Origin of the sequence: Modestobacter sp. VKM Ac-2984 (assembly GCF_026967985.1) — a bacterium.
GTDB lineage: Bacteria > Actinomycetota > Actinomycetes > Mycobacteriales > Geodermatophilaceae > Modestobacter.
In genome coordinates, this window is sequence record NZ_JAPVBJ010000001.1 from 299,213 (window position 1) to 319,689 (window position 20,477).

At 74.9% G+C, this 20,477-nt stretch carries 21 protein-coding genes; 7 read left to right on the forward strand and 14 right to left on the reverse strand.

The window, feature by feature from the left end; translation table 11 throughout:
- Positions 1 to 22: 22 nt before the first annotated feature.
- From O2W16_RS01440 to O2W16_RS01455, 4 genes are all read right to left on the reverse strand, one after another.
- Complete coding sequence (locus O2W16_RS01440; RefSeq protein ID WP_269157016.1) at positions 23 to 670, reverse strand: hypothetical protein; 648 nt, start codon at positions 668 to 670, stop codon at positions 23 to 25.
- A gap of 152 nt (positions 671 to 822) precedes the next feature.
- Positions 823 to 2,034, reverse strand: a complete 1,212-nt coding sequence (locus O2W16_RS01445) for a PucR family transcriptional regulator (RefSeq protein WP_269157017.1) — start codon at positions 2,032 to 2,034, stop codon at positions 823 to 825.
- 27 nt (positions 2,035 to 2,061) lie between these two features.
- Positions 2,062 to 2,568, reverse strand: coding sequence for a polyadenylate-specific 3'-exoribonuclease AS (locus O2W16_RS01450; protein WP_269157018.1), 507 nt, complete (start codon positions 2,566 to 2,568; stop codon positions 2,062 to 2,064).
- Positions 2,569 to 2,683: 115 nt separating this feature from the next.
- A complete protein-coding gene (locus O2W16_RS01455; protein WP_269157019.1) occupies positions 2,684 to 3,466 on the reverse strand; it encodes a lysophospholipid acyltransferase family protein in 783 nt (260 codons plus the stop codon).
- Between the two features lie 95 nt (positions 3,467 to 3,561).
- Between O2W16_RS01455 and O2W16_RS01460 the strand changes: the two genes are divergently transcribed.
- The 3 genes from O2W16_RS01460 (at position 3,562) to O2W16_RS01470 (ending at position 6,345) form a co-directional block, all read left to right on the forward strand.
- Entirely contained in the window at positions 3,562 to 4,353 is a 792-nt protein-coding gene (locus O2W16_RS01460) for an alpha/beta hydrolase (RefSeq protein ID WP_269157020.1), read from the forward strand.
- Complete coding sequence (locus O2W16_RS01465) at positions 4,350 to 5,036, forward strand: hypothetical protein (RefSeq protein ID WP_269157021.1); 687 nt, start codon at positions 4,350 to 4,352, stop codon at positions 5,034 to 5,036. The genes O2W16_RS01460 and O2W16_RS01465 overlap by 4 nt, the downstream gene beginning before the upstream one ends.
- A gap of 70 nt (positions 5,037 to 5,106) precedes the next feature.
- The gene (locus O2W16_RS01470) at positions 5,107 to 6,345 is read left to right on the forward strand and encodes an ornithine cyclodeaminase (protein WP_269157022.1); all 1,239 of its coding nucleotides are present in this window, start codon (positions 5,107 to 5,109) and stop codon (positions 6,343 to 6,345) included.
- A gap of 55 nt (positions 6,346 to 6,400) precedes the next feature.
- On the opposite strand, the gene O2W16_RS01475 is transcribed toward O2W16_RS01470, so the two are convergent.
- The 4 genes from O2W16_RS01475 to O2W16_RS01490 are packed head-to-tail and all read right to left on the reverse strand — an operon-like array spanning position 6,401 to position 9,481.
- Complete coding sequence (locus O2W16_RS01475) at positions 6,401 to 7,429, reverse strand: ROK family glucokinase (RefSeq protein WP_269157023.1); 1,029 nt, start codon at positions 7,427 to 7,429, stop codon at positions 6,401 to 6,403.
- Positions 7,426 to 7,872: a hypothetical protein gene (locus O2W16_RS01480; protein ID WP_269157024.1), complete on the reverse strand. Its 447-nt coding sequence runs from the start codon at positions 7,870 to 7,872 to the stop codon at positions 7,426 to 7,428. Before O2W16_RS01480 ends, O2W16_RS01475 begins: the two co-directional genes overlap by 4 nt.
- The gene (locus tag O2W16_RS01485) at positions 7,869 to 9,050 is read right to left on the reverse strand and encodes an ArsA family ATPase (RefSeq protein ID WP_269157025.1); all 1,182 of its coding nucleotides are present in this window, start codon (positions 9,048 to 9,050) and stop codon (positions 7,869 to 7,871) included. The genes O2W16_RS01480 and O2W16_RS01485 overlap by 4 nt, the downstream gene beginning before the upstream one ends.
- Positions 9,050 to 9,481, reverse strand: coding sequence for an SRPBCC family protein (locus tag O2W16_RS01490; protein WP_269157026.1), 432 nt, complete (start codon positions 9,479 to 9,481; stop codon positions 9,050 to 9,052). Before O2W16_RS01490 ends, O2W16_RS01485 begins: the two co-directional genes overlap by 1 nt.
- A gap of 174 nt (positions 9,482 to 9,655) precedes the next feature.
- On the opposite strand from O2W16_RS01490, the gene O2W16_RS01495 reads away from it, so the two are divergent.
- Positions 9,656 to 11,449 carry an AMP-dependent synthetase/ligase gene (locus O2W16_RS01495; RefSeq protein WP_269157027.1) on the forward strand — a complete coding sequence of 598 codons (1,794 nt, stop codon included), beginning with the start codon at positions 9,656 to 9,658 and terminating at the stop codon, positions 11,447 to 11,449.
- A 31-nt stretch (positions 11,450 to 11,480) separates the two neighbouring features.
- Here O2W16_RS01495 and O2W16_RS01500 read toward each other — a convergent pair whose 3' ends face one another.
- The 4 genes from O2W16_RS01500 to O2W16_RS01515 form a co-directional block, all read right to left on the reverse strand.
- Positions 11,481 to 12,614, reverse strand: coding sequence for a glycosyltransferase family 4 protein (locus O2W16_RS01500; protein WP_269157028.1), 1,134 nt, complete (start codon positions 12,612 to 12,614; stop codon positions 11,481 to 11,483).
- Positions 12,611 to 13,894, reverse strand: coding sequence for a M48 family metalloprotease (locus O2W16_RS01505; RefSeq protein WP_269157029.1), 1,284 nt, complete (start codon positions 13,892 to 13,894; stop codon positions 12,611 to 12,613). Before O2W16_RS01505 ends, O2W16_RS01500 begins: the two co-directional genes overlap by 4 nt.
- Before the next feature lie 88 nt (positions 13,895 to 13,982).
- Positions 13,983 to 15,080, reverse strand: a complete 1,098-nt coding sequence (locus O2W16_RS01510; protein WP_269157030.1) for a C40 family peptidase — start codon at positions 15,078 to 15,080, stop codon at positions 13,983 to 13,985.
- A 306-nt stretch (positions 15,081 to 15,386) separates the two neighbouring features.
- Complete coding sequence (locus tag O2W16_RS01515) at positions 15,387 to 15,758, reverse strand: hypothetical protein (RefSeq protein ID WP_331253721.1); 372 nt, start codon at positions 15,756 to 15,758, stop codon at positions 15,387 to 15,389.
- A gap of 271 nt (positions 15,759 to 16,029) precedes the next feature.
- Between O2W16_RS01515 and O2W16_RS01520 the strand changes: the two genes are divergently transcribed.
- Both O2W16_RS01520 and O2W16_RS01525 read left to right on the forward strand, forming a co-directional pair.
- Complete coding sequence (locus tag O2W16_RS01520) at positions 16,030 to 17,892, forward strand: DEDD exonuclease domain-containing protein (RefSeq protein WP_269157031.1); 1,863 nt, start codon at positions 16,030 to 16,032, stop codon at positions 17,890 to 17,892.
- Positions 17,889 to 18,179 (forward strand): Lrp/AsnC family transcriptional regulator, encoded by a 291-nt coding sequence (locus O2W16_RS01525; protein ID WP_269157032.1) that lies wholly within the window; start codon positions 17,889 to 17,891, stop codon positions 18,177 to 18,179. Before O2W16_RS01520 ends, O2W16_RS01525 begins: the two co-directional genes overlap by 4 nt.
- A 72-nt stretch (positions 18,180 to 18,251) precedes the next feature.
- Here O2W16_RS01525 and trpD read toward each other — a convergent pair whose 3' ends face one another.
- Both trpD and O2W16_RS01535 read right to left on the reverse strand, forming a co-directional pair.
- Positions 18,252 to 19,298, reverse strand: a complete 1,047-nt coding sequence (trpD, locus tag O2W16_RS01530; protein WP_269157033.1) for an anthranilate phosphoribosyltransferase — start codon at positions 19,296 to 19,298, stop codon at positions 18,252 to 18,254.
- A 4-nt stretch (positions 19,299 to 19,302) separates the two neighbouring features.
- A complete protein-coding gene (locus O2W16_RS01535; protein WP_269157034.1) occupies positions 19,303 to 19,725 on the reverse strand; it encodes a hypothetical protein in 423 nt (140 codons plus the stop codon).
- 135 nt (positions 19,726 to 19,860) lie between these two features.
- Here O2W16_RS01535 and ctaE point away from each other — a divergent pair, with 135 nt between their 5' ends.
- Positions 19,861 to 20,475, forward strand: coding sequence for an aa3-type cytochrome oxidase subunit III (gene ctaE, locus O2W16_RS01540; RefSeq protein WP_331253722.1), 615 nt, complete (start codon positions 19,861 to 19,863; stop codon positions 20,473 to 20,475).
- The last annotated feature ends 2 nt before the right edge of the window (positions 20,476 to 20,477 follow it).

Sequence of the window (20,477 nt, forward strand, 5' to 3'; positions counted from 1 at the left end):
GGTGACCTGCCGCCGGCGGCCCTCAGCCCGCCGGGCCCCGCTCCCGGCGCAGGTGCGGACCGGGGTCGGCCGGTCCGCCGTCCTCCAGCCACTGCGCCATGGCGGCCGGGTCCCGGCGGACGAGCTCGTCCAGGATGAGACCGCGGACCCGCACGAGGGCGGCCCGCTCCTGCGGGTCCGTCGTCGCCTGCAGGGGTGGGTCCGTGGCCCGCCACTCCCGGATGAGCGCCTCCGTGGGCAGCACGCCGACGAAGTCGCGCAGCGCCGCCACCCGCCGCGGGTCCGACACCGTGAGCGGCGCGGCGTCCCAGTCGGCGATCCACATCCCGGCCACGGTCGCGGCCAGCAGGATCATGCCGATCACCAGCCAGGCACCCGAGGGCCCCAGCAGTGCCACACCGCTGGAGAAGGGCACGGTCAGGGCTGCCGCGGCGAAGGCCCCCAGCACGGCCCGCCGCGCGCGTGGGTGCGCCGGGAACCCCGGGTTGACCAGGCCGGCGACGACGGCGGCGAAGGCACCGACCAGCGGCGCCAGCAGCAGCATCCGCGGGACGGGCGTCACCACGGCTCCGGGCAGGGCGATCCCCACGTACAGGACGGCCAGCAGCAGTCGCAGCGCCCGGGCGACCCGGGTCCAGGTGGCGTCGCTGTCTCCGGGGTGCGCGGACACGGCAGCCTCCTCGGGCCACGGGCGAGGTCGGCCTCGGCCCTCGCCACCTGCTGACGATGGCCCGTCCTCCGGGGGGTCGCACCGGCTGGACCGGGCACCGTACCGCCACCCCCGGTTGCCGGTTCCCGGCAACCAGGGACCCGCCGGCACCCTCAGTCGGCGACCAGCCGGCGTCGGGGCCAGCCGAGCAGCCGGGCCCCGGTCACGGCGACCAGCAGCGGCAGGTGGTCGGCCGGGTCGGTGGCGTCGTGTCCGGTGAGCGTGTGCACCCGTTCGATCCGGTAGCTCACCGCCCGCACGCTCAGGTGCAGGTCCCGGGCGGTGGCCGCGGTGTTCCCGCCGGTGGCGAAGTAGGCAGCCAGCGTGCGCACCAGCGGCTCTGCCCCACCGCGGGCGCCGACCAGGGGGCCGAGCACGGTCTGCACCAGGTCTGCCATGGCCGCCTCGTCGCGCAGCAGCACCCGGTAGACCAGCAGGTCGCGCGCGTGGACGACGGGCTGCGGCAGGTCCAGCCGGGCCGCGAGGTCCAGCGCGTCGAGTGCCTCCCGGTAGGAGTGCAGCACCCCGCGCGGACCGGCGTGCGGACGCCCGACCCCCACCCGCCACGAGGACCGGTGGGTCAGCCGCGCGACGGCCCGGCCGACCACCTCGGCCAGCTCCGGTGGGTCCAAGGCGTCGGCGCCCCTGCCGTCGTCGGCCGGCGAGGAGAGCATGCACACCACCCGCCCGTCCTTGGCGGCGACGAGCAGACCCCGCCCGGCGGCGCGGGCCCGGACCGCCGCCTCGACCGCACCGGCCACGTGCATGCCCGAGTCGATCGGTCGGTCGATCCCGGCCACGAGGACCACGTGGGTCGCGGTGAGCGACAGGCCGAACGGCTCGGCCCGCTCGACCAGCGACCCGACGTCGGACCCCCCGCTGAAGAGATCGTCGACGAACTCACGCCGGTAGGCCTCCTCCCGGCGCACCACCTCGTGCTGGGCGTCGAGGTAGCCACTGGCCAGGGCGGCCAACGCGGTGTCCGCAGCGCGCCAGACGGACTCGCCGATGCCGACCAGCTCCGTCGGCCGGACCGGCCGCGACCGCACCTGCCCCAGCAGCGCGGGCAACTCGGGCCACAGCCGCCGGGACGCCGTCATGTAGAGGTCGACCAGCGCCGGCAACGACACCCCGGCCCGCGCTGCCTCCCCGCCCAGCCGGCAGCAGGACTCCTCCTCGGCGGCGCTGAGCCGGCGACCGGTCCGCGCCACGGCCAGGACCGCCGGCAGGTAGCCGTCCAGCAGCCCCGCCGGCGCACCGTGCTCGCCGGCGGCCGCGCGGGCGAGCCGGGCCAGCGCCTCGTCCGGCGTCGCTGCTGCCTCCACCCGGACCAGTGTCGCGCCCCGAGCAGGTCAGCGGGCCGCTCCGAGACCTCCGGCCGCCTCGATCACCTGCCAGCGGGTCAGGTTGTACCGGGCGTCCACCAGCGCGTCGTGCGTCCCTGCCGGCTTGGGCGGGAGAGCAGGCCGGCCGGCGTCGTCCCAGCGCTGGCGCAGCTCGCGGGTGAACCGCGGGATCGGTCGCGGCAACGCCGGCATGGCGCCCCAGAGCTGGGCCAGCGCGACGTGGTCGTAGGCGGCGAACCAGGCCCACAGCTCGATCTCCTCACCGGGGGCGGTGAGGAAGGACAGCAGGTCCTCCCGGATCCGCTCCCGGCTGCGCCACGCCTTGTCCGCCGGGGAGGGCAGCTGGTCGAGGACGTTGCGGCGCACCCACGGGATCGCCTTCCCCGGGTCGAACTCGGTGCTGACGGCGTAGAACTCCCGGCCGGTCTCGTCGACCACGCCGATCGACACCAGGTCGATGGTGGTGCCGTCCTCGATGAACTCGGTGTCGTAGAAGTACCGCCGCACGCTCACCGGCACACCGTAGGCGGTGGCCGATCACGACCACCCCGGGCTCCTGGCGGTCACCGGGCGGCGATGACGACCCTCAGCCCGTGCTGATCGCCCGGCCGCGGGTCGGGTCGGGGGCTCAGCCGGCCAGTGAGCTGGGCAGCCGGTCGGCGGCCTCGTGCGGCGGGGGCTGCAGCCGGGACACGGCCTCGGTGGCGGTGATGCCGGTGGTGTCCATCGACTTCTTCACCTTGGCGCCGTAGAGGTCGACGTACTCCTGGCCGGAGAGCTCCATGATCTCGTACATGATCTCGTCGGTGATCGACCGCTCGACGAAGCGGTCACCGGAGAGCCCGTCGTAGCGGGAGAAGTCCAGCGGTTCCCCGAACCGCACGACGACCCGCAGCAGGTGCTTGCTGAGCCGGCGGCCCAGCTTGCCGGGCAGGGGCACCGAGCGCGGCTCGTAGACCATCGCGACCGGGACGACGGGCGCGCCGGTCTCCAGGGTCATCCGGGCGATGCCGGTCTTGCCCCGGAAGAGCCGGCCGTCGGGCGACCGGGTGCCCTCGGGGTAGATCCCGAGCAGCCTGCCCCGGCTGAGGATGCGGATGCCGGTGCGGATCGCGTCCTCGGCCGCGGAGGCGTTGGTCCGGTCGATCGGCACCTGGCCGCTGCCGCCGAAGAACAGCCGCTGCGCGGCCCCCTTGGGCCCGGTGCCGGTGAAGTACTCCGCCTTGGCCAGGAAGGTGACCCGCCGGCGGAGGGACAGCGGCATGAAGATCCAGTCCGCCGCGGACAGGTGGTTGCTGGCCATGATCGCCGCACCGGTCGCCGGCACGTGCTCGACACCTTCGACGCGGGGCCGGAACACGAGCTTGACGATCGGCCCGACGGCCACGAACTTGAGGAACCAGTAGAACAACGCGCCTCCCTCAGCGACTGTCAGACTAAGGAGGCGCACAACACCGCCACAATCCCAGCCGCCGCCGCACGGCCACTCACCGCTCCGGAGGACCGATGCCGCAGGTCGCACCGCAGGCCGGGCCGCTGATGCCCGGCGCCGACCCGTTCGACCTGCCGGGCGGACCGGTCGGGGTGCTGCTGTGCCACGGGTTCACCAGCACCCCGCAGAGCCTGCGCCTCTGGGGCGAGCACCTGGCGGCCGCCGGCTTCACCGTGCGCTGCCCGCTGCTGCCCGGCCACGGCACCCGCTGGCAGGACGCCAACGCCAGCACCGAGGAGGACTGGTACCAGGAGCTGTCCGGGGCGCTGGACGACCTGCGCGCCCGGTGCGGCTCGGTGGTGGTGGCCGGCCTGTCGATGGGCGGCGCCCTGGCGCTGCGGCTGGCCCAGCGGCGTCCGGACGACGTCGCCGCCCTGGTGCTGGTCAACCCCTCGCTGCTCACCGAACGGCGCGATGCACGGCTGCTGCCGCTGCTGGCCCGGCTCACCCCGGCCTGGGTCCCGGTCGCCGGCGACATCAAGAAGCCGGGCTCGGTCGAGCTGGCCTACCCGCGGCTGCCCACCCGGGCCGCGCTGGCACTCCGCCGGCTCTGGACCGCCGTCCGCGCCGACCTGGGCGCCGTGCGGGCCCCGCTGCTGGTGTTCCGCAGCGTCACCGACCACGTCGTGGAGCCGGCCTCGACCCGGGTGCTGCTCGCCGGCGTCGGCAGCACGGACAGCACCGAGGTGCTGCTGCACGACAGCTGGCACGTGGCGACGCTGGACAACGACGCGACGATGCTCTTCACCCGGTCCGTCGAGTGGATCCGGGAACGCGTGCCGGCCGCCCAGGAGCGCAGCTCGTGACGCTCCCCCGCGGCCGCGGCCGGGGCCGCCGGGACAACGGGCTGGACGCCACGCTGTGGCACCCGCTGCGCGACGTCGACCCCCGGGTGGGCGAGCACCTGCTCGACCTGCTGGCCGCCGCGGGGATCGCCGCCTACCTCGAACCGGCCACCGACGTGCAGCCCTACACCCGCAGCGTGTCCTTCCCCAGCCCGCCGTCGGACCGGTTGTTCGTCGACCGGGCCCGGCGCACCGAGGCCGCCGCCGTCGTCGACCCGCACACCGACGAACCGGTCGCTCCCCGCCCGATGCCGCCCCGGTCGGACCGGGTCACCGACGAGGACGCCGAGTTCGCCCGGATCGTCGCCGCGTTCGAGGCCGAGCACGGCCGCAACGTCGTGGCCGCCGAACCGCGCGACGACCCGCCCCCGCCGCCGGCCGAGCGATCGGTGCTGGAGGCCTTCGACGACCACTACGAGCCGCCCCCGCCCCCGCCGCTGCCGGTCCTCGCGCCGGCCTCGCTGTACGCGCTGCTGCTCATCGCCGTCGGTGCCGTGCTCCTCGTCGCCCCGACCCGGGTCGGCCTGTCACTGGACCTGGGCCTGGTGCTCGGGGTGGCCGCAGTGGTCGGCGGCGTCGGGGTGCTGGTGTCCCGGATGCGCGACCGCGACGACCGCGACGGGGACGACGGCGCGGTCGTCTGAGGGGGCACCCCGCGCCCCCGTTCCTCGCGAGCTCCCGGCGGACACCGCTCGAGCCGATAGCGTCACGGGGATGAGCTCCCCCTCCTCGACGCACTCCGCCGTCGTCACCCTGACCGGTCACCTGATGGACACCGGCATCCTCGCCCGGGTGCTCGACGACGTCCTCGAGTACGGCGGTGACTACCGGATCGACCGCCTGGACCTGGGTCGTCAGCACCAGGACGAGTCCCGGGCGCTGGTCGAGGTCAGCGCGAGCGAGCCCGAGCTGCTGGACCGGATCCTGATGCGGGTGCAGGTGCACGGGGCCAACGCCGTCGACCCCGGGACGGCGACGACCCGGCCCGCCCCCTCCGACGGCGTCTTCCCGGAGGACTTCTACTCGACCACCAACCTGGAGACCCTGGTCCGGCTGGACCGGGACTGGCTGCGGGTGCAGCAGCCGGAGATGGACTGCGGTCTGGTCGTGACCGATGGACGGGTCGTGCGCACCGTGCCGGTCAGCGACGTGCGCGCCGGGGACGCCGTGGTCTGTGGCGCCCACGGCGTACGGGTGGAGCTGCCGCCGCAGGCGCCCCGCGGCGACGAGGACGACTTCGGGTTCATGTCCTCCTCGGTCTCCAGCGAGAAGCCCCAGGCGCTCCTGGTCCGCCAGATCGCCGAGCGGATGCGGGAGGTCAAGGCCACCGGGAAGCGGGTGCTGTGGGTCGGCGGCCCGGCCGTGGTCCACACCGGTGCCGCGCCCGCGATGGTCCGGCTGGTGCAGGCCGGCTACGTCGACGTGCTCTTCGCCGGGAACGCACTCGCGACCCACGACATCGAGTCCTCGCTCTTCGGCACCTCGCTCGGGGTCGACCTGGCCAAGGGCTCCGGCGTGCCGCACGGCCACGAGCACCACATCCGGGCGATCAACACCATCCGGGCAGCCGGGTCGATCGCCGCGGCGGTGGAGACCGGCGTCCTCACCGGCGGGGTCATGCACGCGATGGTGCAGGCCGGCAAGCCGTTCGTGCTGGTCGGGTCGGTGCGCGACGACGGCCCGCTGCCCGACGTCATCACCGACGTCATCGACGGTCAGCGCGCGATGCGCGCCGAGCTGCCCGACGTCGGCTTCGCGATCATGGTGGCCACGATGCTGCACTCGATCGCCACCGGGAACATCCTCCCGGCGTCGGTGCCGCTGGTCTGCGTGGACATCAACCCCGCGACGGTGACCAAGCTGGCCGACCGGGGCAGCGCCCAGGCGATGGGGATCGTCACCGACATCGGCCTGTTCCTGGAGCAGCTGGCCCGCGAGCTCGCCCCCGAGTGAGCACCCGGCAGCGGGGCCGCCGGCCCCGCTGCCGTCCTCGCCGTCGGACCTGCTGCTACTGCTCGCCGTCGGCCACGGCGCGGCGGACCAGGTCGGCGGCGCCGACCATCCCGGCCTGCGCACCCAGCTCGGCGGCCACCACCCGCGGCCCGGGCCGGAACCCGCGACCGGGCAGGGCCCGCTCCAGGCGTTCCCGGGCCGGCGCGAGCACCGTCTCGCCCAGCACGCTCACCCCGCCGCCGATCACCACCACGTCCGGGTCGAGGATCGCCGAGAGGTCGGCGATCCCCTGCCCCAGCCAGGTGCCGACCTCGCACAGCAGCTCGATCGCCAGCGGGTCGCCGTCGGCGGCGGCCTGCGCCACCACCTCGCCGGTGATCCGCGCGGCGTTGCCGTCCACCCGGTCGAGCAGGTCGGCCGCGGCCGCCGGGGAGTTGTCGGCCACCTCCCGCGCGGTGTGGCCCAGCGCGTTCCCGCTGGCGTACTGCTCCCAGCACCCGCGGTTGCCGCAGGCGCACAGCCGGCCGTCGGGCACCACTCGCATGTGACCCCACTCGCCGGCCACGCCGTGCGAGCCACGCTGCAGCCGGCCGTCGACGACGATGCCGCCGCCGATCCCGGTGCCCAGGGTGATCATCAGCATCAGGCTGCTGCCGCGGGCCGCGCCGTAGCGGTACTCGGCCCAGGCCGCCGCATCGGCGTCGTTGCCCACCCAGAGCGGGCGCTGCAGCCGGTCGGCGAGGTCCTTGCGCAGCGCCTGGTTGCGCCAGGCCAGGTGCGGGCTGAACAGCACGGTGTCCCCGGTGCGGTCGAACCAGCCGGCGGCGCCGACGCCCACGCCGACCAGCGGGTCACCGTGCCGCTGCGCGAGCTCGTCGACCACCGCCGAGATCGCGTCCTCGGTGGCGGTCACCGACGTGCCCGGGGTGGCCCGGCGGGCGGTGTCCAGGATCGTGCCGTCGGGGGCCACGACACCGCCGGCGACCTTGGTGCCGCCGATGTCGATGCCCAGCGCAGGCAGCTGGGCGGCCCGGCCGGTCGGCACGGCGCCGGGGCCAGGGCCCTGGCGATCGGGGGCGGTCACGCGACGTCGATCCGCTGGACGGGGGCGGGGGCCGGGTGGGTCACGGTCTCCTCGGGAGGGGCTGGTGCGTCCGCGGCGCGGACGTCGGGGGCGGGGGCCTCGGGCGCGGCAGCGCTGCCGTCCGGTTCAGGGTGGGTCGTCTGGGCACGCAGCGCGGTCGCTGCGCTGGCGAGCACGTCGGCGAGCGCCTCGACCAGGTCGGGACGGCGTCCACGCAGCGCTGCCAGCCCGGCGCAGACCGGGCACCAGCGGCAGTCCTCCGCCGCCGGGGGCGCCGTGGTCGCACCGTCGTCCTCGGGTCGGGCCGGGTCGGGCCGCGCGGCGGGCGTGCCGAGCAGCCCGCCCAGCACGTCGGTCAGCCGCGCGCCGGCCGCGTGCTCGGCGGCCAGCCCGGCAGCCAGCCGGCGGGCCTGCTCGACCCAGTCGGGGCCGGGCGCGGTCACGCCCCGCTCCCCTCGGCCGGCGCACCGGCCGCGACGCCGGCCGCCAGCAGCCCGGCCGGCCACTGCTCCGGGTCGGGGACGAAGCGGACCTCCAGCACCGCCCGGGCCGTGCCCGGCTCGGTCAGCGACCCGCCGGAGACCGTGCACCGGCGCAGCAGGGCGTCCAGCCCGAGCGACCGGCGTGCCCCGGCCGCGGTGACCACCAGGTCGTCGGCCCAGCGGGTGAGCTCGACCTCGCCGCGGCGGGCGAAGGGCAGCGGCACGTCCAGCAGCCACTCGCCGTCCACCCGGCGGGGCGCGGCCGGCGCCAGCGACGGCCGCGCGGTCCCGGGCAGCGCCGCGTCCAGCGCGAACAGGTCGGCGATCGTGACCGGTGCGACGGCGGCCTCGGCCACCTCCTGCACCGGGTCCACGAGCGCGCGCACCGCGCGCACCGCCTGCTCCTGCTCCGCGGCCCGCTGCTGCCACCACTCCCCCGGGCCGGCCGGGAGCAGCCGGGCGACCGTGGCCGAGGCGACCCGCTGCCCGAGGACGCCCAGTGCGGTCGCCGTGTGCTGCAGGTGGTCGGCGGCCGCTGCGTCGGGGCGCAGCACCAGGTGGACGGCGGTGCGCGCCGGGTCGGCCAGCGGCACGGCGTCCAGCAGCTCCTCCGTCGCGGCGGCACCGGCGAGCAACCCGGCGGTGACACCGGTGCGGTCTGCGGTGGCGGCCGCCCGCAGCGTGGCGAGCACCCGCAGCCGGGTCGGCGCGGCCTGCGCCAGCCACCACCGCAGCGCCCCCGGGAGGCCGACCAGCGCCGTCGCCGCCGCCGTCGGGCCGGGGTCCAGCACGACGACGTCGGCGTCCCCGGAGCGGAGGTGCCCGGCGAGGGCGGTGAGCAGCGCGAACTCGGCGACGCCGGGCAGCGCGACGACCGAGGTCGCCGGTGGCACGGTGAGCAGGGGCAGCGCGCCGGACAGCTGCCCGGCGTGCCGGGCCCACAGCTCCTCCAGCGCGGGCTGCGGTGCGGCGACGTCGACGGTCACCCGGTCGGGGAGGTCGGCGATCCCGGCCGGCTGACCGGTGAGCAGCACGCACCGGGAGCCGGCCGCGGCCAGCCGGGCGGCGGTGGCCGCGGCGACGGTGGAGCTGCCGGCGCCACCGGGGCCGGTGACGAGGAGGACCTGCACGGCGCGCATCAGCCCTCGACGCGCTTCTTGAGCTCCTTGAGCGCGGTGTCGAGGATGACCTTCTCGGCCTTGCGCTTGATCATCCCGAGCATCGGGATCGACAGGTCGATGGTGATCGAGTACGTGACGGTGGTGCGACCACCCGACTCGGCCAGGGAGTAGGAGCCGTCCTGCTGCTTCTGCATCTGGCCCTGCACCAGGGTCCAGTCCACGCGGCGGTCGTCGTCCCAGGTGTAGTCCAGGACGTAGTCGTCCTGGACCGCACCGGCGTCGAGCACGAAGTGCACCCGGCGGGCCCGCCCGTCCTCCCCGGTCTCCAGCACCTCCACCTGCTTGGCTGCCGACACCCACGACGGGTAGGCCGGGAAGTCGGCGATCACGGCCATGACCTCGGCCGCTCGCGCGTCGATGACGATCGACTGGGTGGACTGGTCAGCCATGGGGCGCAGGGTAGTCGCTGCCCACCCCTGACCCGGTCTCCTCCCGGGCCGCCTGCCCCGTCCGGGGCCGCTCGGCTACTGCGCGGTGGCTGCGCGGACTAGATTGGACGCCGGACCCTGGTCCGGAGCGGCGGGGCGACGGAGCCCCCGGCCGGGCAGGACAGAGAGGACGGCGTGCGCGAACTGAGCGTTCCCCCCACCGCCAGCGTGGGGCCCGATGACGCCCTGACGGACATGGTCGCCACCAACGCGGCCGAGCACCCCGACGAGGTCGGGCTGCGCCGCCAACAGGCCGGTCAGTGGGTCGACGTCACCTACGCGGAGTTCGCCGCCGAGGTCTCCGGTGTCGCCAAGGGGCTGATCGCCGGTGGCGTGCAGGCCGGCGACCGGGTCGGCCTGATGGCCCGGACCCGCTACGAGTGGACCGTCCTGGACTACGCGATCTGGACCGCCGGCGCCGTCGTCGTCCCGATGTACGAGACCTCCAGCGCCGACCAGGTGGCCTGGATCCTCTCCGACTCCGGCGCGCGGGCCGTCGTCGTGGAGAGCGCCGAGCACGCCGCGACCGTCGAGTCCGTGCGCTCCGAGGCCCCCGAGCTGGGCTCGGTCTGGGTGATCGACGACGGCGGCCTGGCCACCCTGACCGCCGCCGGCGCCGACGTGCCCGACAGCGAGCTGACCGCCCGCCGGGCCACCCTCTCCGCTGACAGTCTGGCCACGCTGATCTACACCAGCGGCACCACCGGCCGGCCCAAGGGCTGCGAGCTCACCCACGCCAACTTCCTGTTCGAGATCCGCAACGGCATGACCCTGCTCAGCCGGTTCATGAACGCCGACGGGTCGCTGCTGCTGTTCATCCCGCTGGCGCACGTGCTGGCCCGCGTCCTGCAGGTGGGTGCGCTCAACACCCGCACGGTCATCGGGCACACCCCCGACATCAAGGACCTGGTCGGGGACCTCGGGCGGTTCCAGCCCACGTTCGTGCTGGCCGTGCCCCGGGTCTTCGAGAAGGTGTTCAACGGCGCCAAGGGCAAGGCCGACGCCGACGGCAAGGGCAAGGTCTTCGACCGGGCCGCCCAGGTGGCCGTCGACTGGTCGCGGGCGCAGGACACCGGCGGCCCGGGGCTGGCGCTGCGGCTGCAGCACGCGCTGTTCGACCGGCTGGTCTACGGCAAGCTGCGCGCCGCCCTCGGTGGTCGTTGCGCCGGCGCCATCTCCGGCGGCGCCCCGCTCGGCGAGCGGCTCGGCCACTTCTTCCGGGGCATCGGGGTGACGATCTTCGAGGGCTACGGCCTGACCGAGACCACCGCGGCCGCCGCGGTCAACCACGACGCGGCCCTGCGCATCGGCACCGTCGGGCGCCCGCTGCCCGGGGTCGACGCGGCGATCGCCGACGATGGCGAGGTGCTGCTGCGCGGCGGGATCGTCATGCGGGGGTACTGGAAGAACGAGAAGGCCACCGCGGAGGCCATCGACGCCGACGGCTGGTTCCACACCGGCGACCTCGGTGAGCTCGATGCCCAGGGCTTCCTCAAGATCACCGGGCGGAAGAAGGAGATCCTGGTGACCGCGGGTGGCAAGAACGTCGCCCCCGCCGTGCTCGAGGACAGGCTGCGGGCGCACAAGCTGGTCAGCCAGTGCCTCGTCGTGGGCGACCAGCGGCCCTTCATCGCCGCCCTGGTCACGCTGGACGCCGAGGCCCTGCCCGCGTGGCTGAAGGCCCAGGGCAAGGACGCCTCGCTCACCCCCGCGCAGCTGCGCGACGACCCCGACCTGCTGGCCGAGCTGGACGCAGCGGTCGCCGACGCGAACAAGGCCGTCTCACAGGCCGAGGCGATCAAGAAGTTCCGGGTGCTCGGCGACGACTTCACCGAGGACAACGGGACGCTCACCCCGAGCCTGAAGCTCAAGCGGGCCGTGGTGATGAAGGAGTTCGGCGCCGAGGTCGAGGCCCTCTACGCCCGGTAGCACCGGACAAGCGGCCTGTTCGGCCCCGCGCTCAGGGCGCGGGGTCGAGCACGTCGGCGAAGGTCGACGCGATCGTCGTCCAGGACCACCGCTGCTCCACCCACGCCCGGCCGGCCGCTCCCATCGCCCGTGCGCGTCCGGGGTCGGCCAGCACGTCGGTCAGCACGTCCGCGACCGCGGTGGGTGACCGCGGGTCCACGACGTGCCCGGTCACCCCGTCCTGGACGGTCTCCGGCGCCCCGCCCGAGGTGCCGGCGACGACCGGACGGCCACAGGCGGCCGCCTCCAGGAAGACCATGCCCAGCCCCTCGACGTCCAGCCCACCGCGCCGCGTGCGGCACGGCATGGCGAACACGTCCCCGGCCGCGTAGTGCGCCGGCAGGTCCGCCGGTGCCACTCCCCCGGTCAGGACGACCGAACCGGCGAACCCCCGGGCTGCGACCGTGCGCCGCAGCGCCGGCTCCAGCGGGCCGCCGCCCACCAGCAGGAGCTTCGCCCGGGGGTGCCGGGCCAGCACCTGCGACCAGCCCTCGACCAGCACGTCCTGCCCCTTGCGCGGCACCAGCCGGGACACGCAGACCACGACCGGGTCGGACCCGAGGCCGTACCGGGCGCGGACCGCCGTCCCGTCGGCGTCCGGGGTGAACCGGTCGACGTCGACCCCGGGTGAGAGCTGGACCAGCTGCGTGCGGTCCCCCAGCGCCGGGGCCAGCCGGCCGTGGGTGTACTCGCTGATGTAGGTGAGCACGTCCAGGCCGGCGGCGATGCGCTGCAGGAGCTGCCGGGCCGCGGGCAGCGCCACCCAGCCGGTCTCGTGGCCGTGTGTGGCCCCCACCAGCCGCTGGACCCCGGCCCGGCGCAGCGCCGGCGCCAGCAGGCCCAGGGGTGCTGCGGCACCGAAGAACGCCGTCCGGCACCCGTGCTCGCGGACCAGCCGGGCGGCCGTCCGGGCGGTCCTCGGCGTCGGCAGCAGCATGCCGGTGGGCGCCCGCACCACCGGGTAGGGCAGCGATGCGTCGTGCGCAGCCGAGCCGGGATGGTCCGAGGCCAGCACGACCAGCGACTCCGGTGGCCGGGTGGCCAGCAGGGCGGCGACGAAGGTCTGGATGCCGCCCTGCCGGGGCGGGAAGTCGTTGGTGACGACCAGCGTCCGGCCCCCGCTCACCGGTCGCGCACCGCCACCCAGTCGGCGGCGAAGGCGATCCGCTGCGGCACCGTGGGGTGCGACCCGAAGGCCCACTGCCAGATCGCGGGGGGATCGGGGTCGTTGAGGTTGGCGCCCCCCAGGGCCTGCTGCACCGCCACGAAGGAGTCCGGGTCCTCGGTCAGGTCGAGCGCGTGCAGGTCCGCCCGTGCCTCGATGTGCCGGGAGACCAGGTTCTGCACCGGCGTCGAGGCCAGGGTGCCGAGGGAGAGCAACAGCAGCAGCAGGCCGACCACCGCCCCGTCCCCTGGGCCCGCCGCGTCGGCCCGCCGGAGCAGCGGGGGCGAGCCGAGCAGCCAGCCCAGCAGCGCGACGCCCGCCCCGGCGCCCAGCGCCCCGATCAGCGTGCCGGTGAGGACGTCGTCGTTGGCCACGTGCCCGAGCTCGTGGGCGGTGATCGAGACGATCTCCTCGTCGGGCCGCTGGTCCAGCAGCGTGTCGTAGACGACGATCCGCCGGGTCGAGCCGAAGCCGGAGACGTAGGCGTTCAGGGCGGTGGTGCGGCGGCTGGCGTCGGCGACCAGCACGTCCTCGACCGGCGTGCCGCTGCGCTCGGCCAGCGCGATCAGCTCCGTGCGCAGCGGGCCGGCCGGCATGGACTCGAAGCGGTTGAAGGCCGGCTCGAACACCAGGGGGTACAGGAAGGACCCGACGACGACCAGCGCTGCGGCTGCCCCACCGGCCCACGCCCACCAGGTGCGGGGAGCTCGCCGGGCGAGCGCGACGAGGGCCAGCAGACCCAGTGCGGTCAGCCCGGCGGAGATGCCGAAGGACGTCGCGACGTCGCGCGCCCACAGGTCCCAGCCCCGCGTGGACAGGCCGTAGCGGTGCCGCACCACCTCGCCGTAGGCGGTCAGCGGCAGGGTCACCAGGCGGCCGACGAGCAGGATCGCGACCGAGCCGAGCAGCACCTGCCACGCCCAGCCACCGCCCAGCGGCCGGGCGACGGCCCGCGCGGTCGCCGCACCGGCCCGGGTGAGGCCGAAGACCGCCGAGACGAGCAGGCTCAGCACCAGGGCCGTCAGCGAGGCCGGACGCAGCGCCGCGGCGAAGGCCTCCGCGCGGGCCACCTGCTCCCGGTCGAACGCGGCCCCCGGGTCGACCGGGGTGCGACCTCCCGGCGGCACCGGCAACACGTCCCACGGCGTGGCCACCACGATCACGGCGACCAGGGCGGCGCCGAGCACGGCGGCCACGAGCAGGGCCGTGCGCCGCGACCCGGCGGCTCCTCCCCGGTTCACTCGCGGGCTGTCGAACGAGGCGGGCGGTGCACGACGCCGAGCTTAGGCAGGCTCCCTGTGACCGGGCTGGACGGCCAGGGCCGCCGGCTCAGCCGAGGATGCGGCGTGCGCCGGCGTACCCGGCCATGTCGACGCTGGTGACCTGCACCGGGACGCCGAAGGTGGCCGCGTGCACCATCTGGCCGTTGCCGATGTACATGCCCACGTGGCTCACCGGGCTGCGGAAGAAGACCAGGTCACCGGGCTGCAGTTCGCTCCGGGAGACTGCGGTCCCCATCGTGGACTGGAGGCGACTGGAGTGCGGCAGGGTCACGCCGGCCGCCGCGTAGGCGTACTGGGTCAGGCCTGAGCAGTCGAAGGCGTCGGGCCCGCCGGCGGCCCACACGTAGGGGTCACCGAGCTGCGCCATGGCGGTGTCCACAGCGACCTGGGCCGAGGAGCTGGTGGCCACCACCTCGGCCGGCGCCTCGAGCACGGGACCGGCGTGCTCCACGACCACCTCCTCCTGCTGGACGACGCTCAGCGCGTCGTACTGCGCCTGGTACTCGTCAACCCTGGAGGTGAGGTCCTGCTGGCGGGCGGTGACGTCCCGCATCGTCTGCTCCGCGGCGGCGGCGGCGGCCTCCGCCTGCGACTGGGCCTGTGCGGCAGCGGTCGCCGCCGCAGTGACCTCGGAGAGGACGTCGTTCGTGTGCCCGGCGATGGCGTCCAGGGTGGTGACCTGGGAGAGGAACTCGTCTGCAGAGCCACTGCTCATGAGGGCGTTGAAGCGGGACAGGTGCTCCCCGGTGAAGGCGCTGCGGGCGACTCGGCGCACCTGCTCGTCCAGGGCGGCCAGCTGCGCCTGGGCCTCGGCGACCGCCCGGCCCGCGGCAGCTGCGGCTGCCTGCTGCTGGGCGAGGGTCTCCTGCGCCTCGTTGAACTGCTCGGTGACGACCTCGAGCTCGTGGGTCGCGTCGGCGACCAGCTGGGTGGCCTGCTCCGGGCTCGTCGCCTCGGTGACCTGGCCACCCGGCGCGGCGGCGGCGTCACCCGGCAGGACCGCCAGGGTCAGGCTCGCGGCGACGACGGCCACGATCCCGATGCCCAGCCGGCCGGCCAGGCGACCGTTGCGCGAGCGCATCGCGGTGTCGGCGGCGGCCAGGGTCGCCGAGGCGGGCAGGACGCGGGACTGAGGGCTCGCCACGGGCGGCGGGACTCCGTTTCTGCAACTCGGACCGCCTACCGGGTCACCTGCCGCATCCGGCTCCGCAGGAGCCCGGTCGCTGGCACGATGTCCCGCTGTCCGGAGCTCACCTCGGTGCTGCGGTGGACCCCGGCGCACCACCCGAGAACGGGACGGTGGTTCGGCGGTGCCCGACCGAGGTCACCCTCTGTGGCGACTTCGTCTCGCTCGGACACGACGAACGTAGATCCGTGACCGGACCGAGACCTAGCCCTGTCAAACCCGGAATCGACCCCAGGACCTGCCAAATCACAGCAGTGCGATTTGTCAGCTCACGTGGCGATCGGCGTGGGACGACGCATCCTGATGACGCAACGGCGGAACCAGCCCGAACTCTGCCAACGCGCGGACGGCCTGCCGCTCCACGTCGTCCCACTCGACGACCGGGCGCGCAGCCTCGGCAACCTCCTCGCCGGACCGGCTGTCGCCGTCGGCGGTCGCCTCCCCCGGAGCGGCACCGGCCGCCAGCACGCCCTCGCCAGCCGGGACCCCGGCAGCGACGCCCGGCCGGCGTCGCGTGAGCGGCACGACGGTGGGCGCGCTCCCCTGCCAGTCCGGTGGGGCGCCCAGCAGGACGGTCACGACGCAGTCGTCGCAGCCCTGACCGCGGACGGTGCAGGTGTCGCAGTCGATGAGCACAGCGGCTCTCCTTGTCTCCTGTGGTCCAGACACCGCGGACCGTAGGAGCGACCACCGACAGTTCTGCTCAGCTCCCGTCCAGCGGCGGCCCCACCGGCTCCGGCCAGCGGCCCGCACGGCTCCGGCCAGCGGCCCGCACGGCGTGGCCTTCCGGGGACTGTCGGACCCCCGACCTAGCGTCCGCGCCGTGCCGTCCGTACCTGTCCCGCCCCCAGCAGCACCACCGGTCCCGCCGACCACCGCACCGCCCGCCCCTGCAGCGTGGCGACAGGTGGCACTGCCCGGACGGCACGGGGTCCCGGACGAGCCGCGCTTCCAGCAGGCGTCGATCGATGACCTGGGCACCCCGCTGGCCGGGGTCACCTTCGTGGTCGTCGACCTGGAGACCACCGGGGGCTCGCCGAAGAACAGCGCGATCACCGAGATCGGGGCGGTCAAGGTCCGCGGCGGCCAGGTGCTCGGCGAGTTCCAGACCCTCGTCGACCCCGGTCACGAGATCCCGCCCTACATCAGCGTGCTGACCGGCATCACCTCGATGATGGTGGCCGCGGCGCCCCGGATCGACGCGGTGCTGCCGGCCTTCCTGGAGTTCGCCCGCGGCGCCGTCCTCGTGGCCCACAACGCCCCGTTCGACCTCGGGTTCCTGCGAGCGGCCTGCGAGGAGAGCGGGGTGCCCTGGCCGGTGTTCGCCTCGGTCGACACCGCCGTCCTGGCCCGCCGGCTGCTCAGCCGCGACGAGGTGCCCAACTGCAAGCTGGCCACGCTGGCGCCCTACTTCTCCACCTCCACGCAGCCCTGCCACCGGGCGCTGGACGACGCCCGGGCGACCGTCGACGTGCTGCACGGGCTGTTCGAGCGCCTCGGGCCGCTGGGGATCACCTCGCTCGAGGAGCTGACCGGGCTGACCCGCCAGGTCGACCCGCGCCGTCGCCGCAAACGCCACCTCGCCGAGCACGTGCCCTCGGGTCCCGGGGTGTACGTCTTCCGCGGCCCGCGCGACGAACCGCTGTACGTCGGCACCTCCGGCGACCTCCGCAGCCGGGTGCGCAGCTACTTCTCCGCCGGCGAGCAGCGCAGCCGGATGACCGAGATGATCACCCTCGCCGAGCGGATCGAGGCGCTGCCGTGCGCGCACGACCTCGAGGCCGCCGTCCGGGAGCTGCGGCTGATCGCCGAGCACAAGCCCCGGTACAACCGGCGGTCCCGCTTCCCCGAGCGCGCCCTGTGGGTCCGGTTGACCGACGAGCCGTTCCCCCGGCTGTCGGTGGTGCGCCGGGTGCGGCCGGGCGCCGGCGCGTTCCTCGGCCCCTTCCCCGACCGGCGGGCAGCCGACGCCGCCGTCGCCGCCGTGCACGAGTCCCTGCCGCTGCGCCAGTGCACCTCCCGCCTGTCGCTCACGGTGCTGGGCAGCGCCTGCGCCCTGGCCGGGATGGGCCGGTGCGGGGCGCCCTGCACCGGCGACCAGTCCCGCGAGGAGTACTCCGCGGTCGCGGCGGTGTTCCGTGCGGCCGTCGAGTCCGATCCGCGCGCCCTGGTCGCCCCGTTGCTCCACCGGGTGGAGCGGTTGGCCGGAGAGGGCCGGTACGAGGAGGCGGCCGTGCTGCGCGACCGGGTGGCCGTCCTGGTCCGGGCGGTCCGGCGGCGACAGCGCCTGGAGTCGCTGGCCACCGTGACCGAGCTCGTCCTCGCCCGGCCCGACGGCGCTGGGGGCTGGCAGCTGGCGGTGGTCCGTCGGGGCCGGCTGGTCGCGTCCGGCGTCGCCGAACGCGGTCGCTCCGTCCGCGGTCACCTGGCCGACCTGCGCACCACCGCCGAGACCCCGACCGGGCCGGACGACGAGCTGGCCGCCTCCGTCGACGAGACCGAGCTGGTGCTGCGCTGGCTGGAGAAGCCCGGCACCCGCCTGGTCGACCTGACCGGCACCCTGGCCAGCCGCACCCCGGGCACGGGCGACTACAGCGGCTTCCTCGCCCAGGTGGACGCCGGCCTCGCCGAGCGTGACCCTTTCGCCGACACCCGGTCGCTCAGCACCCGCAGCCAGCCGGACCGGGTCACCGCGGGCGCCCCGGCGGCAGGCCGGCGCACCGCCGGACGGCGCGGCCGGGGCGCGACCGGGCTAGCATCCCGGACGTGATCACCGCCATCGTGATGATCGATGCCGCCACCGACTCGATCGGCGAGGTGGCCGAGGCGGTCGCTGCGCTGCCCGGGGTCAGTGAGGTCTACTCCGTCGCCGGCGACGTCGACCTGGTCGCGCTCGTCCGCGTGCACGAGTTCGAGGAGATCGCCCAGGTCATCGCCGGGCGGATCAACAAGGTGCCCGGCGTCGTCGACACCGCCACCCACATCGCCTTCCGCGCCTACTCGCGCCACGACCTCGAGGCCGCGTTCTCGATCGGATTCGAGTCGACGGACCAGTAGTTCACCGCGCGCGTCGGGTGCCCTCGTCCCGGGCCGACCCGGCGTGCTCAGGGCCCGAGAGCGCCCTGGTGCTCACCCGCGTGCGGCGCGGCTGACCCGCACCCAGTCCGCCAGCTTGGCCGCCGCCCTGCCGTCGTCGATGGCGGCCGCGGCCCGTTCCAGCCCCGCCCCCAGCGCGTCGTGCAGCCGGGCCCCGCGGGTGTCGAACGCGGCGAGCGCCCCCGCCGCGTTGAGCAGCACCGCGTCGCGGACCGGTCCCGGCTCACCGGCCACCAGCCGACGGACCACCTCGGCGTTGACCTCCGGACCGCCTCCGCGCAGCGCCCCCGGCCCGGACACCGGGATGCCCAGGGCCGCCGGGTCCAGCCGCTCGGGGACCACCTCCCCGTCGCGCACCACCCACACCGCCGAGGTCGTGCTGGTGGTGAGCTCGTCCAGCCCGTCGTCCCCGCGGAACACCAGTGCCCGGGTCCCCCGGTCGGCGAGCACCTGGGCCAGCACCGGGGCCATCCGGGTGTCCGCACAGCCGATCGCGGCCGCGACCGGACGGGCCGGGTTCGTCAGCGGGCCCAGGAAGTTGAAGACCGTGCCGATCCCCAGCTCTCGTCGCGGCGCGGCGGCATGCCGCATCCCGGGGTGGAACACCGGCGCGAAGAAGAAGCCGATCCCCGCCTCGAGCACGCACTGGGCCACGGACGGAGCGGGCAGGTCGATGACGACCCCGAGCGCCTCGAGGACGTCGGCGGTGCCCGAGGCCGAGGACGCAGCCCGGTTGCCGTGCTTGGCCACGGGGACGCCGGCCGCCGCGGTGACGATCGCGGCCATCGTGGAGATGTTCACCGTCTGCGCGCCGTCGCCTCCGGTCCCGACGATGTCGACGCACTCCATCGGCAGCTGCACCGGGGTGGCCTGTTCCAGCATCGTGGCGGCGAGCCCGGAGACCTCCTCCGGCGATTCCCCCTTGGCCCGCAGGGCGACGACGAACCCGGCCACCTGGGCCGGCGTCGCCTCCCCTGTCATGACCTGGCGCATCGCCCAGCGGGTGTCCTCGGCGACGAGGTCCTCACCGCGGGTGAGCCGGGTGAGCAGGCCGGGCCAGGTCGGGCTGGCTGACGTCATCGGGTCAGCGACGGACGGCCGGGCGCTGCGCTGCCCGGTCCCGCAGCAGTCCGGCGACGACCTGGGGCGCGGTCAGCGGGTCGATCGGGTACGCCAACGTGGCGTCGGCCAGCGACCAGTGGGCCAGCCAGCGGTCCGCCTGCCGGGCGATGAGCACCACCAGCTGCGGGCAGTCGGCGATCTCGTGCTTCAGCTGGCGACTGATCCCCATGCCACCGGTGGGCTGGGCCTCACCGTCCAGCACGCAGAGGTCGACCCCACCGCGGTCGACGGCCGCCACCACCTCGTCGGCGGTCGCACACTCCAGGTACGTGAGCGGTCCCACGTCGGCGGCCGGTGCATTGCCCAGGGCCGTCCGGACGGCGGTGCGGACCTCGGCCCGCTGGCTGAAGACCAGCACGGTGGCCGGTGCGGCATCGAGGCTCACCTTCGCGAGCCTAGTGCCCGGAGGGAGAGGGGCGGGAGGGTGGCGTGCCGGGCGTCTCCCGGGTGGCCGGACGGAGCGCGCCACGCCCACCCACCCCGCGTCGTGGGATGGCTGTCCCGATGCCATGATGAGCCCGTGACAACGGCCCCCGTGGCGAGCAGCACCTTCGACACCTCGCGGGTGCACTCCCTGACCCGACCGAACATGGTCAGCGTCGGCACGATCGTCTGGCTCGCCAGTGAGCTGATGTTCTTCGCCGGCCTGTTCGCCATGTACTTCACCGCCCGCGCCCGAGCCGAGGACGGCTGGCCGCCGGAGCCGACCGAGCTGAACGTGCCGTACGCGCTGGCCTTCACGCTGATCCTGGTCGCCTCGTCGGTGACCTGCCAGTACGGCGTCTTCGCCGCTGAGATCGGCAACGTCTACGGCCTGCGGCGCTGGTTCACCATCACGTTCGTGATGGGGCTGACGTTCGTGCTCGGCCAGATGTGGGAGTACCGCACCCTGGTCGTCGACCACGGGACGACGATCTCGTCCTCGTCCTACGGCTCGGTGTTCTACCTGACGACGGGCTTCCACGCCCTGCACGTGATCGGCGGCCTCATCGCCTTCGTCTTCGTGCTCATCCGGTCCACGATGGGCCGTTTCACACCCGCCCAGGCGACCTCGGCGATCGTTGTGTCCTACTACTGGCACTTCGTCGACGTCGTGTGGGTGGGCCTCTTCATCACGATCTACCTGATCAAGTAGGG